Raw genomic sequence first — 22,247 nt, forward strand, 5'->3', positions numbered from 1 at the left:
GCGCGCCCTCCGTCCGCCGTCGGATCACCAGCCGCGCTCGCGCCACTCCGCGAGGTGGGGGCGCTCGTCACCGAGCGTGGTGTCCCTGCCGTGGCCCGGGTAGACCCAGGACTCGTCCGGGAGGGCCTCGAAGAGCTTGGTCTCCACGTCGTGGAGCAGGCTCGCGAAGGCCTCCGGGTCCTTGTGGGTGTTGCCCACGCCGCCGGGGAAGAGGCAGTCGCCGGTGAAGACGTGCGGGTGGCCGTGCGGGTCGTCGTAGACGAGGGCGATCGAGCCCGGGGTGTGGCCGACGAGCCGGCGCGCGGTCAGCTCGACCCGGCCCACCCGGATCGTGTCGCCGTCCTGGACGGGCACGTCGGTCGCGACCGGGATGCCCTCCGCGTCGTACGCGCCCGCGTAGGTGCGTGCGCCGGTCGCGGCGACCACCTCGGCCAGGGCCTGCCAGTGGTCGCCGTGCCGGTGGGTGGTGACGACGGCGGCGATGCCGTCGTCACCGATCAGCGTGAGCAGGGTCCCGGCCTCGTTCGCCGCGTCGACCAGCACCTGCTCGCCGGTCGCCCGGCAGCGCAGCAGGTACGCGTTGTTGTCCATCGGACCGACCGCGACCTTCGAGATCATCAGGTCCGCCAGCTCGTGCACGTCCGCAGGGCCGCCGACCCTCACCACTCCGCTGTACGTCATGCGCTCAGCCTATAGCGGGGGCAGTTCCGGGAGGCCGTCGCCGGAGAGGACGACGAGACGGGCGCCCTTGTCGCCGCGGCCGGACAGCCAGCCGAGCAGTTCGGGGCCGGTGCCGGCGAGGACGACGGGGGTCCCGCCGTCGCCGCCGGTGCGCCAGTCCGGGCCCTCCTCGGGATCGAGCCGGAGGGTCACCGGGGGGACCTCCGGGCGTCCCGACCAGCGGTCGGCGAGGAACTCGATCTCCCGCAGCACGAACTCCTCCGGCAGGTCCTCGAGCTCGTAGCCGGCGCCCAGGTCGACGTGGTGCAGGGCCACCTCCACCCAGCGGCGGAAGGGGACCCGGGCCGCGCTGTCGGTGACGCCGTTGCGCAGCTCGACCGTCCGGCTCCAGTCGGCGGGCCTCTCGCCCACGGCCCGCAGCCGGTCGGCGCTCTCGCGCACGTCGGCGAGCTGTACGTCGAGCGGGCGGTGGGCGTCGCGCTCGATGTCGGCCTCGCGGGTCGCGGCGTCCGCGTACATGGGGCGTCCTTCGAGGACGTTCACCAGGGCGTCGGCGTTGCGGGCGAGATGGGCGAGGACATGGCCGCGGGTCCAGCCCGGAAGCCGTGACGGCTCGGCCGTCGCGGCGTTGTCCCAGGAGGCGGCGGCGTCCAGGAGCCGATCGGTCGCCTCCCGCACGGAAACAAGGTCACGCTCGTGGTCGATCATGGCGCCGACCTTAGCGCCGACCGGGCCGGACCACTCGTTCGGGTGAAGCGGTCTCCGGAAGACCGGGAATCGAATGTACGTGCTATACGCTCGATGGAAGCATCCGGCGTCCCCGGTTGTTGGTGTGTAGGCACATCCGCTCTCTCAAGAAAGGTGCGGACCGGCGTGGCCGACCGTCTCATCGTCCGTGGCGCTCGCGAGCACAACCTCAAGAACGTCTCCCTCGATCTCCCGCGTGACTCCCTCATCGTCTTCACCGGGCTCTCGGGGTCGGGCAAGTCCTCCCTCGCGTTCGACACGATCTTCGCCGAGGGGCAGCGCCGGTACGTCGAGTCGCTCTCCTCGTACGCCCGGCAGTTCCTCGGCCAGATGGACAAGCCGGACGTCGACTTCATCGAAGGTCTGTCGCCCGCCGTCTCCATCGACCAGAAGTCGACCTCGCGCAACCCGCGCTCGACGGTCGGCACCATCACCGAGGTCTACGACTACCTCCGCCTGCTCTTCGCGCGCATCGGCAAGCCGCACTGTCCCGAGTGCCACCGCCCCATCTCGCGCCAGTCGCCGCAGGCCATCGTCGACAGGGTCCTGGAGCTGCCCGAGGGCAGCCGCTTCCAGGTGCTCTCCCCGCTCGTGCGCGAGCGCAAGGGCGAGTTCGTCGACCTCTTCGCCGACCTCCAGACCAAGGGCTACAGCCGCGCCCGGGTCGACGGCGCGACCATCCAGCTCAGCGAGCCGCCGACGCTGAAGAAGCAGGAGAAGCACACCATCGAGGTGGTCATCGACCGCCTCACGGTCAAGGACAGCGCCAAGCGCCGGCTCACCGACTCCGTCGAGACCGCGCTCGGACTGTCCGGCGGCATGGTCGTGCTCGACTTCGTCGACCTCCCCGAGGACGACCCCGAGCGCGAGAAGATGTACTCGGAGCACCTCTACTGCCCGTACGACGACCTCTCCTTCGAGGAGCTGGAGCCGCGCTCCTTCTCCTTCAACTCGCCCTTCGGCGCCTGCCCGGACTGCACCGGCATCGGCACCCGCATGGAGGTCGACCCGGAGCTGATCGTCCCCGACGAGGACAAGTCCCTCGACGAGGGCGCCATCCACCCCTGGTCGCACGGCCACACCAAGGAGTACTTCGGCCGGCTCGTCGGTGGCCTCTCCCAGGCCCTCGGCTTCCGCACGGACATCCCGTACGCGGGGCTGCCGCAGCGCGCCAAGAAGGCGCTGATGCACGGCCACAAGACCCAGGTCGAGGTCCGCTACCGCAACCGGTACGGGCGGGAGCGGGCGTACACCACCCCGGCCTTCGAGGGTGCCGTGCCCTTCGTCAAGCGGCGCCACACCGAGGCCGAGAGCGACTCCAGCCGCGAGCGCTTCGAGGGCTACATGCGCGAGGTGCCCTGCCCCACCTGCGAGGGCACCCGGCTCAAGCCGATCGTGCTCGCGGTCACGGTCATGGACAAGTCCATCGCCGAGGTCTCCGCGATGTCCATCAGCGACTGCGCCGAGTTCCTCTCCCGGCTCACCCTGAGCGCCCGCGACAAGAAGATTGCCGAGCGGGTCCTCAAGGAGGTCAACGAGCGGCTGCGCTTCCTGGTCGACGTCGGCCTCGACTACCTCTCGCTCAACCGGGCCGCCGGGACGCTCTCCGGCGGCGAGGCCCAGCGCATCCGGCTCGCCACCCAGATCGGCTCCGGCCTGGTCGGCGTGCTCTACGTGCTCGACGAGCCCTCCATCGGCCTCCACCAGCGCGACAACCACCGGCTGATCGAGACCCTGGTGCGGCTCCGGGACATGGGCAACACGCTCATCGTGGTCGAGCACGACGAGGACACCATCAAGGTGGCCGACTGGGTCGTGGACATCGGCCCCGGCGCCGGCGAGCACGGCGGCAAGGTCGTCCACTCCGGCTCCCTGAAGGAGCTCCTCGCCAACGAGGAGTCGATGACCGGGCAGTACCTGTCCGGCCGCCGGGCGATCACCACCCCGGACGTCCGCCGGCCGGTGGACCCCGGGCGCCGGCTCACCGTGCACGGGGCCCGCGAGAACAACCTGCGGGACATCGACGTCTCCTTCCCGCTCGGCGTCCTCACCGCCGTCACCGGCGTCTCCGGGTCCGGCAAGTCGACCCTGGTCAACGACATCCTCTACACCCACCTGGCGCGCGAGCTGAACGGCGCCAAGTCGGTGCCCGGACGGCACACGCGCGTGGAGGGCGACGACCTCGTCGACAAGGTCGTGCACGTCGACCAGTCCCCGATCGGCCGCACCCCGCGGTCGAACCCGGCGACCTACACCGGCGTCTTCGACCATGTCCGCAAGCTCTTCGCCGAGACGATGGAGGCCAAGGTCCGGGGCTACCTGCCCGGCCGCTTCTCCTTCAACGTCAAGGGCGGCCGCTGCGAGAACTGCTCCGGCGACGGCACGATCAAGATCGAGATGAACTTCCTCCCGGACGTCTACGTCCCGTGCGAGGTCTGCCACGGCGACCGGTACAACCGGGAGACCCTGGAGGTCCACTACAAGGGCAAGTCCATCGCCGAAGTCCTGAACATGCCGATCGAGGAGGCCCTCGACTTCTTCGAGGCCGTCCCGACCATCGCCCGCCACCTGCGCACCCTGACCGAGGTCGGCCTCGGCTACGTCCGCCTCGGTCAGCCGGCGCCGACGCTCTCCGGCGGCGAGGCGCAGCGCGTGAAGCTCGCCTCCGAGCTGCAGAAGCGCTCGACGGGCCGCACGGTCTACGTCCTGGACGAGCCGACCACCGGTCTGCACTTCGAGGACATCTCGAAGCTGATCAAGGTCCTCTCCGGTCTGGTCGACAAGGGGAACTCGGTGATCGTCATCGAGCACAACCTCGACGTCATCAAGACCGCGGACTGGGTCATCGACATGGGCCCGGAGGGCGGCAGCGGCGGTGGCGTGGTGGTCGCCGAGGGCACGCCGGAGGAGGTCGCCTCGGTCCCGGCGAGCCACACCGGCAAGTTCCTCCGCGAGATCCTCGGCGCCGACCGGATCAGCGACGCGGCGATCCCGACGGCGCGCGGCACGAAGAAGACGGCACCGGCCAAGAAGACGGCCACGGCCGCGAAGAAGGCCGCCGCCACGAAGGCCGCCCCGGCGAAGAAGACGGCCACCGCGAAGACGGCCGCGACCAAGGCGACCGCGACCAAGGCCGCCGCCAAGAAGACGGCCACGCGGGCCCGCAAGGCCTGACCGACCCGTCACCCGGCAGGGCCCCGCCCGGGACCCTGCCGGACCGCCGCGCCCCCGCGCACGGACCCCCGCCGCCCCGGCGCGGGTCCGCGCCGGGGGCGTCGCCGTATCCGCACGTCCTCGTGCGCGTGGCCCCCGGCCCCCGCGACGCCGGAGCGGGGCCCGCCGGTATCGTCGGTTCGGTCACCGCTGGGGTGTCTCGTCCCCGATCTCACCGTGGAGCGCTCATGTCCGGCCAGTCCAGCCGTCGCACCGTACTGAAAGGCGCCGCCCTCGCCGGTGCCGCCGGGCTGGGGGTCGCCGCCTGCTCCACCGAGTCCAAGCTCGGCCACGCCGAGGTCCCGACCCCGACCGCCCCGGTCCCCCTCGGCGCCCCGGACGAGGTCCCCGTCGGCGGCTCCAAGCTCTACCGCGAGCAGCGCCTCGTCGTGAGCTGCCCCGCCAAGGGTCAGTACAAGGCCTTCAGCGCCCAGTGCACCCACGCCGGCTGCGTCCTCGACAAGGTCGAGGAGAACGAGGGCAACTGCCCCTGCCACGGCAGCCGCTTCGACGTGACGACCGGCAAGGCGGTCCGTGGCCCGGCCACCGTCCCGCTGCCCGAGGTCCCGATCCGCGTCGAGGCCGGCCGGCTCGTCGCCGGGCCCGAGACCGCCGAGGCCCCCAAGGTCTGAGGCCTTCAAGGTCCGAGGGCCCCAAGGCCTGGGGGCCCCGGCTCCCAGAAGACCTCGGGCCCTCAGGACCAGTCCCAGTCGATCCCCAGGATCCCCGGGCGCACCCCCTGCTCCAGCAGGTGCACCGTGCGGTGCCGGCCGGTCAGGGTCAGCTCCGCGCGGCCGCCGCGCGGCGCCCCCGCCGAGACCTGCGCGAACCTCCGGCACCGCACCGGAAGCGCCGCCTCGTCGAAGCGCACCTGGAGCACGTACTGCCCGCCCGCGAAGCTGAACCCGCGCACGTACTCCCCGCTCGCCCCCGCCGTACCGTCCTCGAAGCCGTACGAGAAGAGGTACGTGTCCCCGGCCCGCAGCCGCGCGTCGAAGAGCAGCTCCGCGACCAGCACCCCCGTCCCGGCGTGCCACCGCACCCGCCCGGTCCGGCAGTTCTCCACCGCCCGCACCGCCACCCGCGACGGGTCGCAGCCCGGATCCCCGTGGTGGATGGCCAGATAGCGGTCCACCCCGTCCCGGTGCGCCCGCACCACGTGCTGGGACTCGCGCCCCACCAGCTCCCGCCCCGCCCCGATCCGCACCCGCTCGTGGTGCCCCACCGTGTGCAGCCCTCCGTCCGTCGGGCACTCCATCTCCGCGAGCAGCCCCTCGACCGAGCCGGACGCCTCCACCAGCGAGCGGTACGGGCGGCCCGCCGGGCGCTCCGCCTCGGACCGGGCGGCCGTGTCCTCCGAGAGCAGCCGCAGCAGTGAGTTCCCCGGGAGCTGGAGGACCTCCTCCAGGGCCCGGACGGCTTTCAGGGACTCCGGCCGCTGCGGGCGGCGGGCCCCCTGCTGCCAGTAGCTCAGGCTCGTCACCCCGACCCTGACGCCCCGGTGCGCCAGATGGTGCTGGACCCGCTGGAGCGGCAGCCCGCGCACGGCGAGCGCGGTGCGCAGCGCCAGGTGGAAGGGACCGGTGTGCAGCAACTGCGCAAGATCGGCCTCGGTGTGGCTCACGAGGACTCCTCGGTGAACGTTCACGGTGGGGGAGCGGACCGTCGCACCGCCGGGGACGGGCGGGCAGGTGGGCCGAGGGCGTCCGTTCACACCCGGGCCACACCGTTCACAGTCCGATGTCATCCCGCATTGAAGCGTGTTGACCCGGACCGGACAACGGCAGATGCTCCTGACCAGCGTCCGGACGCGCTCCTCCACACCCCCACCCCCACCCGGGAGGAACGCGATGCGCAGAAGAAAGCTGAACCTCGCGGCGCTCGCCGCGGCCGCCCTCTTCCTCGTCCCCACCACCTCGGCGTCCGCCGCGCCGGCCGGTGAGGACGCCTCCGCCCTCGCCGCCAAGCGGCTGAACATCACGATGCAGGCCCAGCAGAAGACCAACTGGTGCTGGGCGGCGGCCGGCAACACCATCGCCACCTGGTTCGGCCGCTCCTACAGCCAGAACCAGTTCTGCAACGCCGCCTTCAACCGGCAGCAGGGCTACGACTGCCCCAACAACCAGGCCACCCTCGGCAACGTCCAGACCGGACTGGGCTGGGCGGGCATCAGCACCGGCTCGTACGTGACCGGCTGGCTGCGCTACCCCACCGTGCAGACCGAGATCAACGCCGACCGGCCGATCGAGACCCGCATCCAGTGGTCCAGCGGCGGCGGGCACATGCACGTGCTCTACGGCTACGACGACGCGAGCAGTTGGGTCTACTGGGGCGACCCCTGGCCCTCCAGCGACCGCTACAACTGGGCCTCGCACTCCTGGTACGTCGACAACAGCTCCTTCTCCTGGACCCACTCGCTCTACCGGATCGGGGCGTGACCACCGTGATCACCGCGACCACGGCACGCGCGCGTGCCACCGCCGCCGGGCTCCTGACCGCCGCGGCCCTCACCGCCCTCGGCACCCTCCCGGCGGCCGCCGCCGAGAGCCTGCCGTCCGCCGCCACCCCCGAGCGGGCCGCCTCCGCGCAGGGGACCCTGGACACCCTGTCCCGGTTCTTCGCCAGCGACGGGGCCGGAGCCGCTCACGACGCCGGGGCCGCTCGTACGGCGGGCGCCCCGGACGCCGGGGGCGCCCCGCGCGTCGAGGGCTCCTCCGTCCCGGTCCGGATCCTCTCCCCGGACTTCGTCGCCGGGAAGGCCGGGGCCCCGGTCGCCCGCGTCGAGTTCCGCGCCAGCCGGGCCGTCGCCCCGGACGGGCGGAAGGCCTCCCTGTGGACGGTCGAGGGCGCGGACGGCTGGCAGGTGGTGAACATCGCCACCGGCGACGACGAGATCCGGTACGCGGAGCAGGGCGGGCGCCTGCTGCCCGGCGGGCTCGTCTTCCGCGAGCCGCAGATCGACGCCTGGTACGTCCAGAAGGGCGCGAAGGTGCTCCCGCTGGACGAGGACGCGGTGCGGGCCGTCGGGAAGAACGGGACGAGCCTTGCCGCCTACCGGGAGCGGGTCGCCCGGGCGTACGGCGACAAGCTCCCCGGCTCCGCCTACGCGAAGAAGGGCGCGGCGGGCGGGTACGGGCCCCAGGCGGCCCCGGCGCGGGAAGCCGTGGCGGCACAAGCGGCTCCCGCGCCGCAGGCCGCCCCGGCGCCCCGCACGGACGCCTCCGGGGCCTCCGCCGCCACCGCGGCCGGCGTCGGCGCCTCCTTGGCCCTCGCCCTGACGGCCGCGACCGCGATACGCCGCCGCCGGGCGGCCGGGAACGTCCCGACGGCCTGACCCGGCCCCGGCCGGCCCCGTGCGGACGGGTCCCCACCCCGTCCGCACGGGGACCGGGCGCACCCGTGCGTCCGGTCGGAGTGTCGGTCCCCGCCAGTAGGGTGGGGACCATGGCAGACCCCTCCAGCTACCGCCCCAAGCCGGGTCAGATCCCCGACTCCCCGGGGGTCTACAAGTTCCGCGACGAGCACCGCCGGGTGATCTACGTGGGCAAGGCGAAGTCCCTGCGCCAGCGCCTCGCCAACTACTTCCAGCCGCTCACGAGCCTGCACCCGCGCACGGCCACCATGGTGACCACGGCCGCCTCCGTGGAGTGGACCGTCGTGTCCACCGAGGTCGAGGCGCTCCAGTTGGAGTACTCCTGGATCAAGGAGTTCGACCCCCGGTTCAACGTCAAGTACCGGGACGACAAGAGCTACCCGTACCTCGCGGTGACCATGAACGAGGAGTTCCCCCGCGTCCAGGTCATGCGCGGCCAGAAGAAGAAGGGCGTGCGCTACTTCGGGCCGTACGCGCACGCGTGGGCGATCCGCGAGACCGTCGACCTCATGCTGCGGGTCTTCCCCGTCCGCACCTGCTCGGCCGGGGTCTTCCGGAACGCCGCCTCGGCCGGCCGGCCCTGCCTCCTCGGCTACATCGGCAAGTGCTCGGCGCCCTGCGTCGGCCGGGTCAGCCCCGAGGAGCACCGCGAACTGGCCGAGGAGTTCAGCGACTTCATGGCCGGCCGCACCGGCACGTACATCCGTCGTCTGGAGAAGCAGATGACGATCGCGGCCGAGGACATGGAGTACGAGAAGGCCGCCCGGCTCCGCGACGACGTCGCCGCCCTGCGCCGGGCCATGGAGAAGAGCGCGGTCGTCCTCGCCGACGCCACCGACGCCGACCTCGTCGCCCTCGCCGAGGACGAGCTGGAGGCCGCCGTCCAGATCTTCCACGTGCGCGGCGGACGCGTCCGCGGCCAGCGCGGCTGGGTCACCGACAAGGTCGAGGCCGTCGACACCGCCGGGCTCGTCGAGCACGCCCTCCAGCAGTTGTACGGCGAGGAGAGCGGCGAGACGGTCCCCAAGGAGGTCCTGGTCCCGGCGCTCCCCGAGGACGCCGAGGCCGTCTCCGCCTGGCTCTCCGGCCGCCGCGGCTCCCTCGTCTCGCTGCGCGTGCCCCAGCGCGGCGACAAGAAGGCCCTGATGGAGACCGTCGCGCGCAACGCCCAGCAGGCCCTCGTGCTCCACAAGACCAAGCGGGCCAGCGACCTCACCACCCGCTCCCGGGCCCTGGAGGAGATCGCCGAGGCCCTGGACCTGGACTCGGCGCCGCTGCGGATCGAGTGCTTCGACATCTCGCACCTCCAGGGCGAGGACGTCGTGGCCTCCATGGTCGTCTTCGAGGACGGACTGCCCCGCAAGAGCGAGTACCGCCGCTTCCAGATCAAGGGCTTCGAGGGCCAGGACGACGTCCGCTCCATGCACGAGGTGATCGGCCGCCGCTTCAAGCGCTACCTCGCCGAGAAGGAGCGGACGGGGGAGTGGGGGGACGGCGAGGTCCCGGCCGAGGACCCCGAGGACGACGGGCGGCCCAAGCGGTTCGCGTACCCGCCGCAGCTCGTCGTGGTCGACGGCGGACAGCCCCAGGTCGCCGCCGCGCAGCGCGCCCTCGACGAGCTCGGCATCGACGACGTCGCGGTCTGCGGCCTCGCCAAGCGCCTGGAGGAGGTCTGGCTGCCCGGCGACGACGACCCGGTGGTGCTGCCCCGCTCCAGCGAGGGCCTGTACCTTCTCCAGCGGGTGCGTGACACGGCTCACGACTTCGCCATCCGCTACCAGCGGTCCAAGCGGACGAAACGCCTCAGGACCGGGCCCCTCGACGCCGTCCCCGGCCTCGGGGAGACCCGGAAGCAGGCCCTGATCAAGCATTTCGGCTCGGTGAAACGGCTCCGGCAGGCGACAATCGAGCAGATCTGCGAGGTCCCCGGCATGGGCCGGAAGACCGCGGAGGCGGTCGCCGTGGCCCTGGCCCGGGCGACTCCCGCCGCCCCCGCCGTCAACACGGCGACGGGGGAGATCATGGAGGACGACGTGGCTCCCGCCCCGGCGGCCCCGGTCGCCCCCGCCGTGGACACGGCGACGGGCGAGATCATGGAGGACGACGCGGACGGCACGGCACGGCCGCGCGCGCACGGCACGACGAGCACCACCGAGAAGACGGAGCAGGACACGTGAGTACGGGCACCAAGGAGATCCCCGGCGACAACGGCGCCGAGGCGGCCATTCCCGAGCTGGTGATCATCTCCGGCATGTCCGGGGCCGGCCGGTCCACCGCGGCGAAGTGTCTGGAGGACCTCGGCTGGTTCGTCGTGGACAACCTGCCGCCCGCGCTGATCCCCACCATGGTGGAGCTCGGCGCCCGCTCCCAGGGCAACGTCGCCCGGATCGCCGTCGTCGTGGACGTCCGCGGCCGGCAGTTCTTCGACAACCTGCGGGAGTCCCTCGCCGACCTCGACGCCAAGCAGGTCACCCGCCGGATCGTCTTCCTGGAGTCCTCCGACGAGGCCCTCGTCCGGCGCTTCGAGTCGGTCCGCAGGCCCCACCCGCTCCAGGGCGACGGCCGCATCACCGACGGCATCGCCGCCGAGCGCGACCTGCTGCGCGAGCTGCGCGGCGACGCCGACCTCGTGATCGACACCTCCAGCCTGAACGTCCACGAGCTGCGCGCCAAGATGGACGCCCAGTTCGCCGGCGACGAGGAGCCCGAGCTGCGGGCCACCGTGATGTCCTTCGGCTTCAAGTACGGCCTGCCCGTCGACGCCGACCTGGTCGTGGACATGCGCTTCCTGCCGAACCCGCACTGGGTCCCCGAGCTGCGCCCCTTCACCGGCCTCAACGAGGAGGTGTCGAACTACGTCTACAACCAGCCCGGCGCCAAGGAGTTCCTGGACCGCTACACCGAGCTCCTCCAGTTGATCGCCGCGGGCTACCGCCGCGAGGGCAAGCGGTACGTGACGATCGCCGTCGGCTGCACGGGCGGCAAGCACCGCTCGGTGGCCACCGCCGAGCGCCTCGCCGCCCGCCTCGCCTCCGAAGGGGTCGAGACCGTCGTCGTGCACCGGGACATGGGGCGCGAGTGAAGCCGTACCGCCGGCGTGCCTCCACCCTCACGGTGCGGCGCACGCTCCGCAGACGCGGCGCCCAGCCCAAGGTCGTCGCGCTCGGCGGGGGCATGGGCCTCTCGGCCTCCCTCGCCGCGCTCCGCCGGATCACCGGCGACCTCACCGCCGTCGTCACCGTCGCCGACGACGGCGGCTCCAGCGGCCGGCTCCGCGAGGAGCTCGGCGTGCTGCCCCCCGGCGACCTGCGCAAGGCGCTCGCGGCGCTCTGCGGCGACGACGACTGGGGCCAGACCTGGGCCCGGGTCATCCAGCACCGCTTCCAGTCCAAGGGCGAGATCAACGGACACGCCGTCGGCAACCTGCTGATCGTCGCCCTCTGGGAGCAGCTCGGCGACCCCGTGCAGGCCCTGGACCTGGTCGGCCTGCTGCTCGGCGCCCAGGGCCGGGTGCTGCCCATGTCCGCCGTGCCCCTGGAGCTCCAGGCCCTGGTCAAGGGCCACGACCCGGAGCGCCCGGACGACGTGGACACCGTGGCCGGCCAGGCCACCGTGGCGCTCACCCCCGGCGAGGTGCAGTCCGTGCACCTCGTGCCGAACGACCCGCCGGCCGTCCCCGAGGCGGTCGCCGCCGTCCTGGACGCCGACTGGGTCGTCCTGGGCCCCGGCTCCTGGTTCTCCTCGGTGATCCCGCACCTCCTGGTCCCCGAGCTCCTCGACGCGCTGGCCGAGACCAAGGCCCGGAAGGTGCTCTCCCTGAACCTCGCGCCGCAGCCCGGAGAAACCGACGGCTTCTCCCCGCAGCGTCATTTGGAGGTTTTGGGGCGACACGCCCCTAAACTCGCCCTGGACGTGGTGCTGGCCGACGAGGCCGCCGTGCCCGACCGCGACTCCCTCGCCGACGCCGCCAAGCGGTTCGGCGCCGCGGTCGAGCTGGCGCCGGTCGCCCGGCCCGACGGCTCCGCGAAGCACGACCCGGAGCTGCTGGCCGCCGCGTACGACCGTATTTTTCGGATGCATGGAAGGATCGGCCCATGGCGATGACGGCAGCGGTGAAGGACGAGATCTCCCGGCTTCCCGTCACCCGGACCTGCTGCAGGAAGGCAGAGGTCTCGTCGATCCTGCGGTTCGCGGGCGGGCTGCACCTGGTGAGCGGCCGCATCGTGATCGAGGCGGAGCTCGACACCGCGATGGCGGCCCGCCGCCTCAAGCGGGACATCCTGGAGATCTTCGGGCACAGCTCGGAGCTGATCGTGATGGCCCCCGGCGGTCTGCGGCGCGGCTCGCGCTTCGTGGTGCGGGTGGTGGCGGGGGGCGACCAGCTCGCCCGCCAGACGGGTCTGGTCGACGGCCGGGGCCGCCCCATCCGGGGCCTCCCCCCGCAGGTGGTCTCCGGGGCCACCTGTGACGCGGAGGCCGCCTGGCGCGGGGCCTTCCTCGCGCACGGCTCGCTGACCGAGCCGGGCCGGTCCTCCTCCCTGGAGGTCACCTGCCCGGGGCCGGAGGCCGCCCTCGCCCTGGTCGGCGCGGCCCGCCGGCTCTCCATCGCGGCGAAGGCCCGCGAGGTGCGGGGCGTGGACCGGGTCGTCGTCCGCGACGGCGACGCGATCGGCGCCCTGCTCACCCGGCTCGGCGCCCACGAGTCGGTGCTCGCCTGGGAGGAGCGGCGGATGCGGCGCGAGGTCCGCGCCACCGCCAACCGCCTGGCCAACTTCGACGACGCCAACCTGCGCCGCTCGGCCCGCGCCGCGGTCGCCGCCGGGGCCCGGGTGCAGCGCGCCCTGGAGATCCTCGGCGAGGAGGTGCCCGAGCACCTCGCCGCCGCCGGCCGGCTCCGCATGGAGCACAAGCAGGCCTCCCTGGAGGAGCTGGGCGCGCTCGCCGACCCGCCGCTGACCAAGGACGCGGTGGCCGGGCGGATCCGCCGGCTGCTCGCCATGGCCGACAAGCGGGCGCAGGACCTGGGCATCCCCGGGACCGAGTCCAACCTCACCGAGGAGCTGGACGACAGCCTGGTCGGCTGAGGCCGATGGCTTTTCGGTCAACTCTTCCCTGCCGGTGCGTTTCTGACGCACCGGCAGTTCTTTTTCCGGCAGGCGCGACGCGCCGGGAGGCACCCTTGACGCCCCCCGGGGCGCCCATGAGTCTGTCGTCTGTCCATCCGCGAGACCCGTTCCATCCGCGAGACCCGTTCCACCCGAGAGATCTGTTCACCTTCGAGACGGACGACACCAAGGGGAGCTCATGGGACGCAGAGCGAGATCGATCCTCGCCGCGGCTTCACTGCTGATCGCCGGAGTGGCGGCGGCGCCCGGCGCCGGAGCGCGGCCGGACGACCGCGACGCCGACGCCCTCTCCGTATGGCACGCCGAGGTCACCCGGGAGCAGGTTCCGCTCCTCCTCGAAGCCGGCGCCGACGCCCACGAACTGACCGAGCGGGTGCCCGCGAAGGGCACCGCCACGGTCGAGCTCTTCCTCACCGGAGCCCAGGCCGGACGGTTGCGCGGCGAGGGCGTCGACCTCGCCGAGCACGCCCTGTCCGACCGGGCCGAGAAGCGGGTCGCCGCCGCGGGCGACGGCGTCTTCCGCCCGTACGGAGGTCCCGGCGGCCTCAAGCAGGAGATCCTGGACACCGCCCGCACCCACCCCGGCCTCACCAAGGTCGTCCCGATCGGCAAGACCCTCAAGGGCCAGGACATCCTCGCCCTCAAGATCAGCAAGGGCGCCGGGCGGAGCAAGGACGGGTCGAAGCCCGCCACGCTCTACATGTCCAACCAGCACGCGCGCGAGTGGATCACCCCCGAGATGACCCGGCGGCTGATGCACCACTACCTCGACGGCTACGGCAAGGACGGGCGGATCACCCGGATCGTCGACACCACCGAGCTGTGGTTCGTGCTCTCCGCCAACCCGGACGGCTACGACCACACCCACGCCGCCCCCGCCGACCGCCAGTGGCGCAAGAACCTCCGCGACAACGACGGCGACGGGCGGATCGGCCCCGGCGACGGCGTCGACCTCAACCGGAACTTCGCCTACAAGTGGGGCTACGACAACGAGGGCTCGTCCCCCGACCCGGCCGACGAGACCTTCCGCGGCAAGGGCCCCATGTCGGAGCCCGAGACCAGGGCCATCGACGCCTTCCAGAAGCGCATCGGCTTCGCGTACGGCGTCAACTACCACTCCGCCGCCCAGCTCCTGCTGTACGGCGTCGGCTGGCAGGTCGCCACCGACACCCCCGACGACGTGGCCCTCAAGGCGCTCGCCGGCACCCCGGAGAACTCCGCCGTGCCCGGCTACCGGCCGCAGGTCTCCTCCGAGCTGTACACCACCAACGGCGAGGCCGACGGACACGCCGCCAACGTCAACGGCATGCAGATGTTCACCCCGGAGATGTCCACCTGCGCCACCGCCTCCCGGGTCGACCCGAACGACGCCTGGAACCCGGCCGACTGCGCCTCCGTCTTCACCTTCCCGGACGACGAGAAGCTGATTCAGGCCGAGTTCGCCAAGAACGTGCCCTTCGCGCTCGCCGTCGCGGAGTCCTCCGCCCACCCGGACCGGCCCGTCTCCCCGGTCGGCGCCGACGCCCCCGACTTCACCCCGAAGGCCTTCGCCACCTCCTACGCCCGGGGCGGGGAGCAGGAGGTCGCCGTCACCGCCCGTAAGTCGCTGCGGGGCAAGACGCTCGAATACCGCGTCAACGGCGGCCGGGTCCACCGCGAGGAGCTCCGCGCCTGGAAGGGCGGCGAGACCTACGGCGGCGAGGACAACCTCTACTTCGACGAGTACCGCGCCGAGGTCGCGGGCGCCCGGCCCGGCGACTCCGTCGAGGTCCGCTTCACCGCCCGCACCCGCGAGGGCCGCGCCACCGCCTCCGCCCCCTTCACCTACGAGGTGGCCGAACGGGCCCGCGGCGACGTCCTCGTCCTCGCCGACGAGGGCGGCACCACCGCCGGGCGCCACACCGCCGCCTACGTGAAGGCGCTCGCCGCCAACGGCCGGAAGGCCGCCGTCTGGGACGTCGCCGTCCAGGGCGCCCCCGACGCCCTCGGCGTCCTCTCCCACTTCGACGCCGTCGTCTGGTACACCGGCGCCGAGCGCCCCTCCGGGGCCGCCGAGCCGGCCGTCCGCTCCTACCTCAACGAGGGCGGCAAGCTGATCAACGCGGGGGAGAAGGCCGGCGGGTCCACCCGGGTCGGCCTCGCCGAGACCGACGACTTCGCCCAGTACTACCTCGGCGCCTACCACCGCGCCGGGCTGAAGAACCCGTCCGCCTTCGCCGGCGCGGGCGCCTTCGGAGGCGTACGGGCCGGTCTCGGCGCGGCCCCCGGCAACCCGCTGGACGACGCCGGCGCGTACACCGTCACCTCCGACACCCTGAAGCCGAAGGACTTCCCGCAGTTCGCGAGCAGCGCCTCCGCCGGCGACTACCCGGGCGTCCGCACCCCCTTCGAGCCCGCCGAGGGCGCCACCTTCGCGGCCGTGAAGCACGCCGACGACACCTGGGCCCGGCTCACCAGGACCGTCGACCTCACCGGCGTCCCGGCGTCCGCGAAGCCCCGCCTGGACTTCCAGGTCAGCCACGACACCGAGCCCGGCTACGACAACCTCGTCGTCGAGGCCCACACCGTCGGCCAGGACGACTGGACCACCCTGCCCGACACCCACGGCGGCACCTCCGCCGAGCCCCCGGCCGACTGCGGCGAGGGCTACTACGTCCGCGCCCACCCCTTCCTCGCCCACTACCTCACCGTCGGCGAGGACGACTGCGCGACCACCGGCACCACCGGCTCCTGGAACGCCTTCACCGGCCCGTCCAACGGCTGGCGGCAGGCCTCCGTCGACCTGAGCGCCTGGGCGGGCGGGAAGGTCGAGCTCTCCCTCTCGTACGTCTCCGACCCCGGCACCGGCGGGACGGGCGCCTTCGTCGACGACGTCCGGCTCGTCACCGGGACCACCACCGAGGCCGAGGGCTTCGAGACCTCCTTCGGCGCCTGGTCCACGCCCGGCGCCCCGGCCGGCAGCCCCGGCAACGGCTCCGACTGGACGCGCTCCGCCGCCCTCTTCCACTCGCGGGCGGCGGTCACCACCCGGGACACCGTCCTCCTCGGCTTCGGCCTGGAGCACGTGCCCGGCACGGCGGAACGGGCCCGGCTTCTCGGCCGCGCCCTCAAGGCCCTCCACCGCTGAGGTCCTCCACCGCCGGGGCCCTCCGCCACTGAGGGCGGCGCCCCGACCGTTTGACGGAGAGTAGTCGGGACAAAAGTCCCAAGGCGGCCCTTACCTGCTGGTAGGTACGGGCCGCCGACCGCTCTTCCTCACTTTCCGGGCTCGCGCGGATGCGCTCGATGTCACTCCGGCGGTTCCGGAGAGGTAGGGTCGTAAGTGGTCGGGGACATCCCAAAAACAAAAATCTCGCCGGCGTCGAACACACCGGCGTACCTAACGAGGAGATCGGTTCGTGACGATCCGCGTAGGCATCAACGGCTTTGGCCGCATCGGCCGGAACTACTTCCGCGCGCTCCTTGAGCAGGGTGCCGACATCGAGATCGTGGCTGTCAACGACCTGGGTGACACCGCGACCACGGCCCACCTGCTGAAGTACGACACCATCCTGGGCCGCCTCAAGGCCGAGGTGACCCACACCGAGGACACCATCACCGTCGACGGCCACACCATCAAGGTGCTGTCCGAGCGCGACCCGGCCGACCTCCCCTGGGGCGAGCTGGGCGTCGACATCGTCATCGAGTCGACGGGCATCTTCACCAAGAAGGCCGACGCCGAGAAGCACATCGCCGGCGGCGCCAAGAAGGTCCTCATCTCGGCTCCGGCCAAGGACGAGGACATCACCATCGTGATGGGCGTCAACCAGGACAAGTACGACCCGGCGAACCACCACGTCATCTCGAACGCGTCCTGCACCACCAACTGTGTGGCGCCGATGGCCAAGGTCCTCGACGAGAACTTCGGCATCGTCAAGGGCCTGATGACCACGGTCCACGCGTACACCAACGACCAGCGCATCCTGGACTTCCCGCACAAGGACCTGCGCCGCGCCCGCGCCGCCGCGGAGAACATCATCCCGACCACGACCGGTGCCGCCAAGGCCACCGCCCTGGTCCTCCCGCAGCTCAAGGGCAAGCTCGACGGCATCGCCATGCGCGTCCCGGTCCCGACCGGCTCCGCCACGGACCTGGTCGTCACCCTGGACCGCGAGGTCACCAAGGACGAGGTCAACGCCGCGTTCAAGAAGGCCGCCGACGACGGCGCCCTCAAGGGCTTCCTGTTCTACACCGAGGACCCGATCGTCTCCTCGGACATCGTGGGCGACCCGGCGTCCTGCACCTTCGACGCCTCCCTGACGATGGTCCAGGACGGCACGTCGGTCAAGATCCTCGGCTGGTACGACAACGAGTGGGGCTACTCCAACCGTCTCGTCGACCTCACCGTCTTCGTCGGCGGCCAGCTCTAAGCTTCGGAGCGGGTTTTCGATGGTGAGCAGGGCTCGGGCAGCGCAACGCCGCGCTGCGCGAGCCCTGTTCGTGTGCTCCACCGCGTACCAAGGAGTCAGTTAACAGATGAAGACGATCGACGAGCTTCTCCACGAGGGCGTCGAAGGCAAGCGCGTGTTCGTCCGCGCCGACCTCAACGTGCCGCTCGACGGCACCACCATCACCGACGACGGACGCATCCGCGCCGTCGTCCCCACGGTCGAGGCGCTCGCCGACGCGGGCGCCCGCGTCGTGGTCGCCTCGCACCTGGGCCGCCCCAAGGGCGCCCCGGACCCGGCGTTCTCGCTCGCCCCGGCCGCCGCGCGCCTCGGTGAACTGCTCGGCGCCGACGTGGCGTTCGCGACCGACACGGTCGGCGACTCCGCCACGGAGACCGTCGCGGGCCTCGGGAACGGGCAGGTCGCCGTCCTGGAGAACCTCCGCTTCAACGCGGGCGAGACCTCCAAGGACGACGCCGAGCGCGGCGCCTTCGCCGACCGCCTCGCCGCCCTCGCCGACCTCTACGTCGGCGACGGCTTCGGCGCCGTGCACCGCAAGCACGCCTCGGTCTACGACCTCCCGGCGCGCCTCCCGCACGCCGCCGGCCACCTCATCGCCACCGAGGTCGGCGTCCTGAAGAAGCTGACGGACGACGTGCGGCGGCCGTACGTGGTCGCCCTCGGCGGCGCCAAGGTCTCCGACAAGCTCGGCGTGATCGACCACCTCCTGGAGAAGGCCGACCGCATCCTCATCGGCGGCGGCATGGCGTACACCTTCCTCAAGGCCCAGGGCCACGAGGTCGGCATCTCCCTCCTCCAGGAGGACCAGATCCCGGCCGTCCAGGAGTACCTGGCGCGCGCGAAGGAGCGCGGCGTGGAGTTCGTGCTCCCCGTCGACGTCCTGGTCTCGCCCGAGTTCCCGGACCTGAAGACCAAGGCCCCGGCGCATCCCACCACGGTCGCCGCGGACGCCATCCCCGCGGACGAGGAGGGGCTCGACATCGGCCCCGAGACCCGCAAGCTCTACGCCTCGAAGCTCGCCGACGCGGCCACCGTCTTCTGGAACGGCCCGATGGGCGTCTTCGAGCACCCCGACTACGCCGAGGGCACCAAGGCCGTCGCCCAGGCACTCGTCGACTCCCCGGCCTTCACCGTGGTCGGCGGCGGCGACTCCGCCGCCGCGGTCCGCATCCTGGGCTTCGACGAGAACGCGTTCGGACACATCTCGACCGGCGGCGGCGCCTCCCTCGAATACCTCGAGGGCAAGACGCTTCCCGGCCTCGCCGCACTGGAGGACTGACCCACCCATGAGCACCCGCACCCCGCTGATGGCGGGCAACTGGAAGATGAACCTCAACCACCTCGAGGCCATCGCCCACGTCCAGAAGCTCGCCTTCGCCCTGACCGACAAGGACTACGACGCGGTCGAGGTCGCCGTCCTGGTCCCCTTCACCGACCTGCGGTCCGTCCAGACCCTGGTCGACGGCGACAAGCTGAAGATCAAGTACGGCGCCCAGGACATCTCGGCGCACGACTCCGGCGCCTACACCGGCGAGATCTCCGGCCTGATGCTCTCCAAGCTGAAGACCGCCTTCGTGGCCGTCGGCCACTCCGAGCGCCGCCAGTACCACGCCGAGGACGACGAGGTCTGCAACGCCAAGGTGAAGGCCGCCTTCAAGCACGGCATCACCCCGATCCTCTGCGTCGGCGAGGGCCTCGACGTCCGCAAGGCCGGACAGCAGGTCGAGCACACCCTCGCCCAGCTCGACGGCGGCCTCAAGGACGTCCCGGCCGAGCAGGCCGAGACGGTCGTGGTCGCGTACGAGCCGGTGTGGGCCATCGGCACCGGCGAGGTCGCCACCCCCGAGGACGCCCAGGAGGTCTGCGGGGCGATCCGCGGCCGCCTCGCCGAGCTGTACTCCCAGGAGCTGGCCGACAAGGTCCGCATCCAGTACGGCGGCTCGGTCAAGTCCGGGAACGTCGCCGCGATCATGGCCCAGCCGGACGTCGACGGAGCCCTGGTGGGCGGCGCCGCGCTGGACGCCGACGAGTTCGTCAAGATCGTCCGCTTCCGCGACCAGTGAGTATGCGGTAGCGGAGTTACGTCGTACCCTTGCGGGGGTCGGGCAGGCGCCCGGCCCCCGTCCGTATAAGTCCGAGGAAGTTGGTCCAGCCGTGGTTATGGGGTTCTCGATCGCCCTGATCGTCTTCAGCGCGCTGCTGATGCTGCTCGTGCTGATGCACAAGGGGAAGGGTGGCGGCCTCTCCGACATGTTCGGTGGCGGCATGCAGTCCTCCGTCGGCGGCTCCTCGGTCGCCGAGCGCAACCTGGACCGCATCACCGTCGTGGTCGGTCTGCTCTGGTTCGCCTGCATTGTGGTCCTCGGTCTGCTGATGAAGTTGGACGGGTAACTCCAATCACTGGACGCGCGTTGGGCCTTACGTAGACTGGGGCATCTTCGAGCACCATCACGCAGGGAGTTACGACCGTGGCAAGTGGCAACGCGATCCGGGGAAGCCGGGTCGGAGCGGGGCCGATGGGCGAGGCCGAGCGGGGCGAGTCGGCGCCGCGCCTCCGCATCTCCTTCTGGTGCTCGAACGGGCACGAGACACAGCCGAGCTTCGCCAGCGACGCGCAGGTCCCCGACACCTGGGACTGCCCGCGCTGCGGCTTCCCGGCCGGCCAGGACCGCGACAACCCGCCGGACCCGCCCCGCACGGAGCCGTACAAGACCCACCTCGCCTACGTGCGCGAGCGGCGCAGCGACGCGGACGGCGAGGCGATCCTCGCCGAAGCCCTCGCCAAGCTGCGCGGCGAGATCTGAGCAGGTGTGACGGTGTGACGGACGGGCCCCGTCCGCGAACTCGATTCGCGGGCGGGGCCCGTCCGCCGTTCCCGGGACCCGTGTCCACCGGGACCGCGCCGGGGCGCCCCGCTCGCCGTCGCCTCGCCGGCCCCTCTGATCAATTAGGTTGGAGGGGCAGCGGGGCAGACACGTACGAGAGAAGTGGGCGATGTCCGAGATGAAGAACGAAGGCCGCACGAGGCTCAACCGGCTGCCCGAGTGGGCGGCCCTCGGCAAGCACCGCGAACAGTTGGGCACGCCCCGACTGCGCGAGCTGTTCGCCGCCGACCCGACGCGCGGCACCGACCTCACCCTGAGGGTCGGCGACCTCTACCTGGACTACTCCAAGCACCTCGTCACCGACGAGACGCTGACCCTGCTGCGGGAGCTGGCCGCCGCCACCGGCGTGGCCGAGCTGCGCGACGCCATGTTCCGCGGCGAGAAGATCAACACCACCGAGGACCGGGCGGTCCTGCACACCGCGCTGCGCGCCCCCCGCGACGCCGTGGTCGAGGTCGACGGGGAGAACGTCGTCCCCGGCGTCCACGCCGTCCTCGACCGGATGGGCGACTTCGCCGAGAAGGTCCGCGCGGGCGAGTGGACCGGCCACACCGGCAGGCCGATCAAGAACGTCGTCAACATCGGCATCGGCGGCTCCGACCTCGGCCCCGCCATGGCCTACGAGGCCCTGCGCTCCTACACCCGGCGGGACCTGACGCTCCGTTTCGTCTCCAACGTCGACGGCGCCGACCTCCACGAGGCCGTCCACGACCTCGACCCGGCCGAGACGCTGTTCATCGTGGCCTCGAAGACCTTCACCACCATCGAGACCATCACCAACGCCACCTCCGCCCGCGACTGGCTCCTCGCCGGTCTCGACGCCGGCCAGGAGGCCGTGGCCAAGCACTTCGTCGCCCTCTCGACCAACGCCGAGAAGGTCGAGGAGTTCGGCATCGACACCGCGAACATGTTCGAGTTCTGGGACTGGGTCGGCGGCCGCTACTCCTACGACTCCGCCATCGGCCTCTCCCTGATGATCGCCATCGGCCCGGAGCGCTTCCGCGAGATGCTCGACGGCTTCCACCTCGTCGACGAGCACTTCCGCACCGCCCCGCCCGAGGAGAACGCGCCGCTGCTCCTCGGCCTCCTCGGCGTCTGGTACGGCAACTTCTTCGACGCCCAGTCGCACGCCGTCCTGCCGTACTCCCACTACCTGTCCAAGTTCACCGCCTACCTCCAGCAGCTCGACATGGAGTCCAACGGCAAGTCGGTGGACCGCGGGGGCGAGCGGGTCGACTGGCAGACCGGGCCCGTGGTCTGGGGCACCCCCGGCACCAACGGCCAGCACGCGTACTACCAGTTGATCCACCAGGGCACCAAGCTGATCCCGGCCGACTTCATCGGCTTCGCCCGGCCCGTCGACGACCTGGAGCCCGGCCTCGTCGCCCAGCACGACCTGCTCATGGCCAACTTCTTCGCCCAGACGCAGGCGCTCGCCTTCGGCAAGACGCCCGAGGAGGTACGGGCCGAGGGCGTCCCCGAGGAGCTCGTCCCGCACAAGACCTTCCGGGGCGACCACCCCACCACCACGATCCTCGCCGACGCGCTCACCCCGTCCGTCCTCGGCCAGTTGATCGCGCTCTACGAGCACAAGGTCTTCGTCCAGGGCGCGATCTGGAACATCGACTCCTTCGACCAGTGGGGCGTCGAGCTCGGCAAGGTCCTCGCCAAGCGGATCGAGCCGGTCCTGACGACCGGGGAGGGCGCGGAGGAGCTCGACAGCTCGACCGCGGGGCTCGTCGCCGCCTACCGCTCGCTGCGCGGCCGGTAGCGG

General features: G+C 72.0%; 18 protein-coding genes. 15 read left to right on the forward strand and 3 right to left on the reverse strand.

Annotated features, from left to right (window positions below):
- Window positions 1-24 precede the first annotated feature (24 nt).
- Both ACFYNX_RS09850 and ACFYNX_RS09855 read right to left on the reverse strand, forming a co-directional pair.
- Complete coding sequence (locus ACFYNX_RS09850) at window positions 25-681, reverse strand: MBL fold metallo-hydrolase (protein WP_365540844.1); 657 nt, start codon at window positions 679-681, stop codon at window positions 25-27.
- Between the two features lie 9 nt (window positions 682-690).
- A complete protein-coding gene (locus ACFYNX_RS09855; protein WP_365540842.1) occupies window positions 691-1,389 on the reverse strand; it encodes a maleylpyruvate isomerase family mycothiol-dependent enzyme in 699 nt (232 codons plus the stop codon).
- A gap of 165 nt (window positions 1,390-1,554) precedes the next feature.
- Between ACFYNX_RS09855 and uvrA the strand changes: the two genes are divergently transcribed.
- On the forward strand, window positions 1,555-4,602 hold the full coding sequence (gene uvrA / locus ACFYNX_RS09860) for an excinuclease ABC subunit UvrA (RefSeq protein WP_388659486.1): 3,048 nt from the start codon (window positions 1,555-1,557) through the stop codon (window positions 4,600-4,602).
- Between the two features lie 227 nt (window positions 4,603-4,829).
- Window positions 4,830-5,273: a Rieske (2Fe-2S) protein gene (locus ACFYNX_RS09865; RefSeq protein ID WP_365540838.1), complete on the forward strand. Its 444-nt coding sequence runs from the start codon at window positions 4,830-4,832 to the stop codon at window positions 5,271-5,273.
- Window positions 5,274-5,335: 62 nt separating this feature from the next.
- Here the strand turns inward: ACFYNX_RS09865 and ACFYNX_RS09870 are convergent, their stop codons facing one another.
- Window positions 5,336-6,265 (reverse strand): hypothetical protein, encoded by a 930-nt coding sequence (locus ACFYNX_RS09870; RefSeq protein ID WP_388659490.1) that lies wholly within the window; start codon window positions 6,263-6,265, stop codon window positions 5,336-5,338.
- A 226-nt stretch (window positions 6,266-6,491) separates the two neighbouring features.
- Here ACFYNX_RS09870 and ACFYNX_RS09875 point away from each other — a divergent pair, with 226 nt between their 5' ends.
- From ACFYNX_RS09875 to pgi, 13 genes are all read left to right on the forward strand, one after another.
- Complete coding sequence (locus ACFYNX_RS09875; protein ID WP_388659493.1) at window positions 6,492-7,079, forward strand: papain-like cysteine protease family protein; 588 nt, start codon at window positions 6,492-6,494, stop codon at window positions 7,077-7,079.
- Window positions 7,076-7,975 (forward strand): hypothetical protein, encoded by a 900-nt coding sequence (locus ACFYNX_RS09880; protein WP_388659495.1) that lies wholly within the window; start codon window positions 7,076-7,078, stop codon window positions 7,973-7,975. The genes ACFYNX_RS09875 and ACFYNX_RS09880 overlap by 4 nt, the downstream gene beginning before the upstream one ends.
- Before the next feature lie 110 nt (window positions 7,976-8,085).
- Window positions 8,086-10,191 (forward strand): excinuclease ABC subunit UvrC, encoded by a 2,106-nt coding sequence (uvrC, locus tag ACFYNX_RS09885; RefSeq protein ID WP_388659498.1) that lies wholly within the window; start codon window positions 8,086-8,088, stop codon window positions 10,189-10,191.
- Complete coding sequence (gene rapZ, locus ACFYNX_RS09890; RefSeq protein WP_125656345.1) at window positions 10,188-11,096, forward strand: RNase adapter RapZ; 909 nt, start codon at window positions 10,188-10,190, stop codon at window positions 11,094-11,096. Before uvrC ends, rapZ begins: the two co-directional genes overlap by 4 nt.
- Entirely contained in the window at window positions 11,093-12,118 is a 1,026-nt protein-coding gene (gene yvcK, locus ACFYNX_RS09895) for a uridine diphosphate-N-acetylglucosamine-binding protein YvcK (protein WP_030205190.1), read from the forward strand. Before rapZ ends, yvcK begins: the two co-directional genes overlap by 4 nt.
- Window positions 12,109-13,098, forward strand: a complete 990-nt coding sequence (whiA, locus tag ACFYNX_RS09900) for a DNA-binding protein WhiA (RefSeq protein ID WP_030205188.1) — start codon at window positions 12,109-12,111, stop codon at window positions 13,096-13,098. The genes yvcK and whiA overlap by 10 nt, the downstream gene beginning before the upstream one ends.
- 220 nt (window positions 13,099-13,318) lie before the next feature.
- Entirely contained in the window at window positions 13,319-16,267 is a 2,949-nt protein-coding gene (locus ACFYNX_RS09905) for a M14 family zinc carboxypeptidase (RefSeq protein ID WP_388659502.1), read from the forward strand.
- 271 nt (window positions 16,268-16,538) lie between these two features.
- Window positions 16,539-17,549 carry a type I glyceraldehyde-3-phosphate dehydrogenase gene (gene gap, locus ACFYNX_RS09910; RefSeq protein ID WP_125656338.1) on the forward strand — a complete coding sequence of 337 codons (1,011 nt, stop codon included), beginning with the start codon at window positions 16,539-16,541 and terminating at the stop codon, window positions 17,547-17,549.
- Between the two features lie 106 nt (window positions 17,550-17,655).
- The gene (locus ACFYNX_RS09915) at window positions 17,656-18,867 is read left to right on the forward strand and encodes a phosphoglycerate kinase (RefSeq protein ID WP_388659505.1); all 1,212 of its coding nucleotides are present in this window, start codon (window positions 17,656-17,658) and stop codon (window positions 18,865-18,867) included.
- A gap of 7 nt (window positions 18,868-18,874) precedes the next feature.
- On the forward strand, window positions 18,875-19,651 hold the full coding sequence (gene tpiA, locus ACFYNX_RS09920; RefSeq protein WP_388659507.1) for a triose-phosphate isomerase: 777 nt from the start codon (window positions 18,875-18,877) through the stop codon (window positions 19,649-19,651).
- Window positions 19,652-19,748: 97 nt separating this feature from the next.
- Window positions 19,749-19,979, forward strand: a complete 231-nt coding sequence (gene secG, locus ACFYNX_RS09925; RefSeq protein ID WP_030205174.1) for a preprotein translocase subunit SecG — start codon at window positions 19,749-19,751, stop codon at window positions 19,977-19,979.
- A 77-nt stretch (window positions 19,980-20,056) separates the two neighbouring features.
- Complete coding sequence (locus ACFYNX_RS09930) at window positions 20,057-20,392, forward strand: RNA polymerase-binding protein RbpA (RefSeq protein ID WP_003957010.1); 336 nt, start codon at window positions 20,057-20,059, stop codon at window positions 20,390-20,392.
- A 190-nt stretch (window positions 20,393-20,582) separates the two neighbouring features.
- Window positions 20,583-22,244: a glucose-6-phosphate isomerase gene (gene pgi / locus ACFYNX_RS09935; RefSeq protein ID WP_388659510.1), complete on the forward strand. Its 1,662-nt coding sequence runs from the start codon at window positions 20,583-20,585 to the stop codon at window positions 22,242-22,244.
- Window positions 22,245-22,247: the final 3 nt, after the last annotated feature.

The sequence above is a fragment of the Streptomyces sp. NPDC007872 genome (genome assembly GCF_042868165.1).
Classification (GTDB): Bacteria; Actinomycetota; Actinomycetes; order Streptomycetales; family Streptomycetaceae; genus Streptomyces.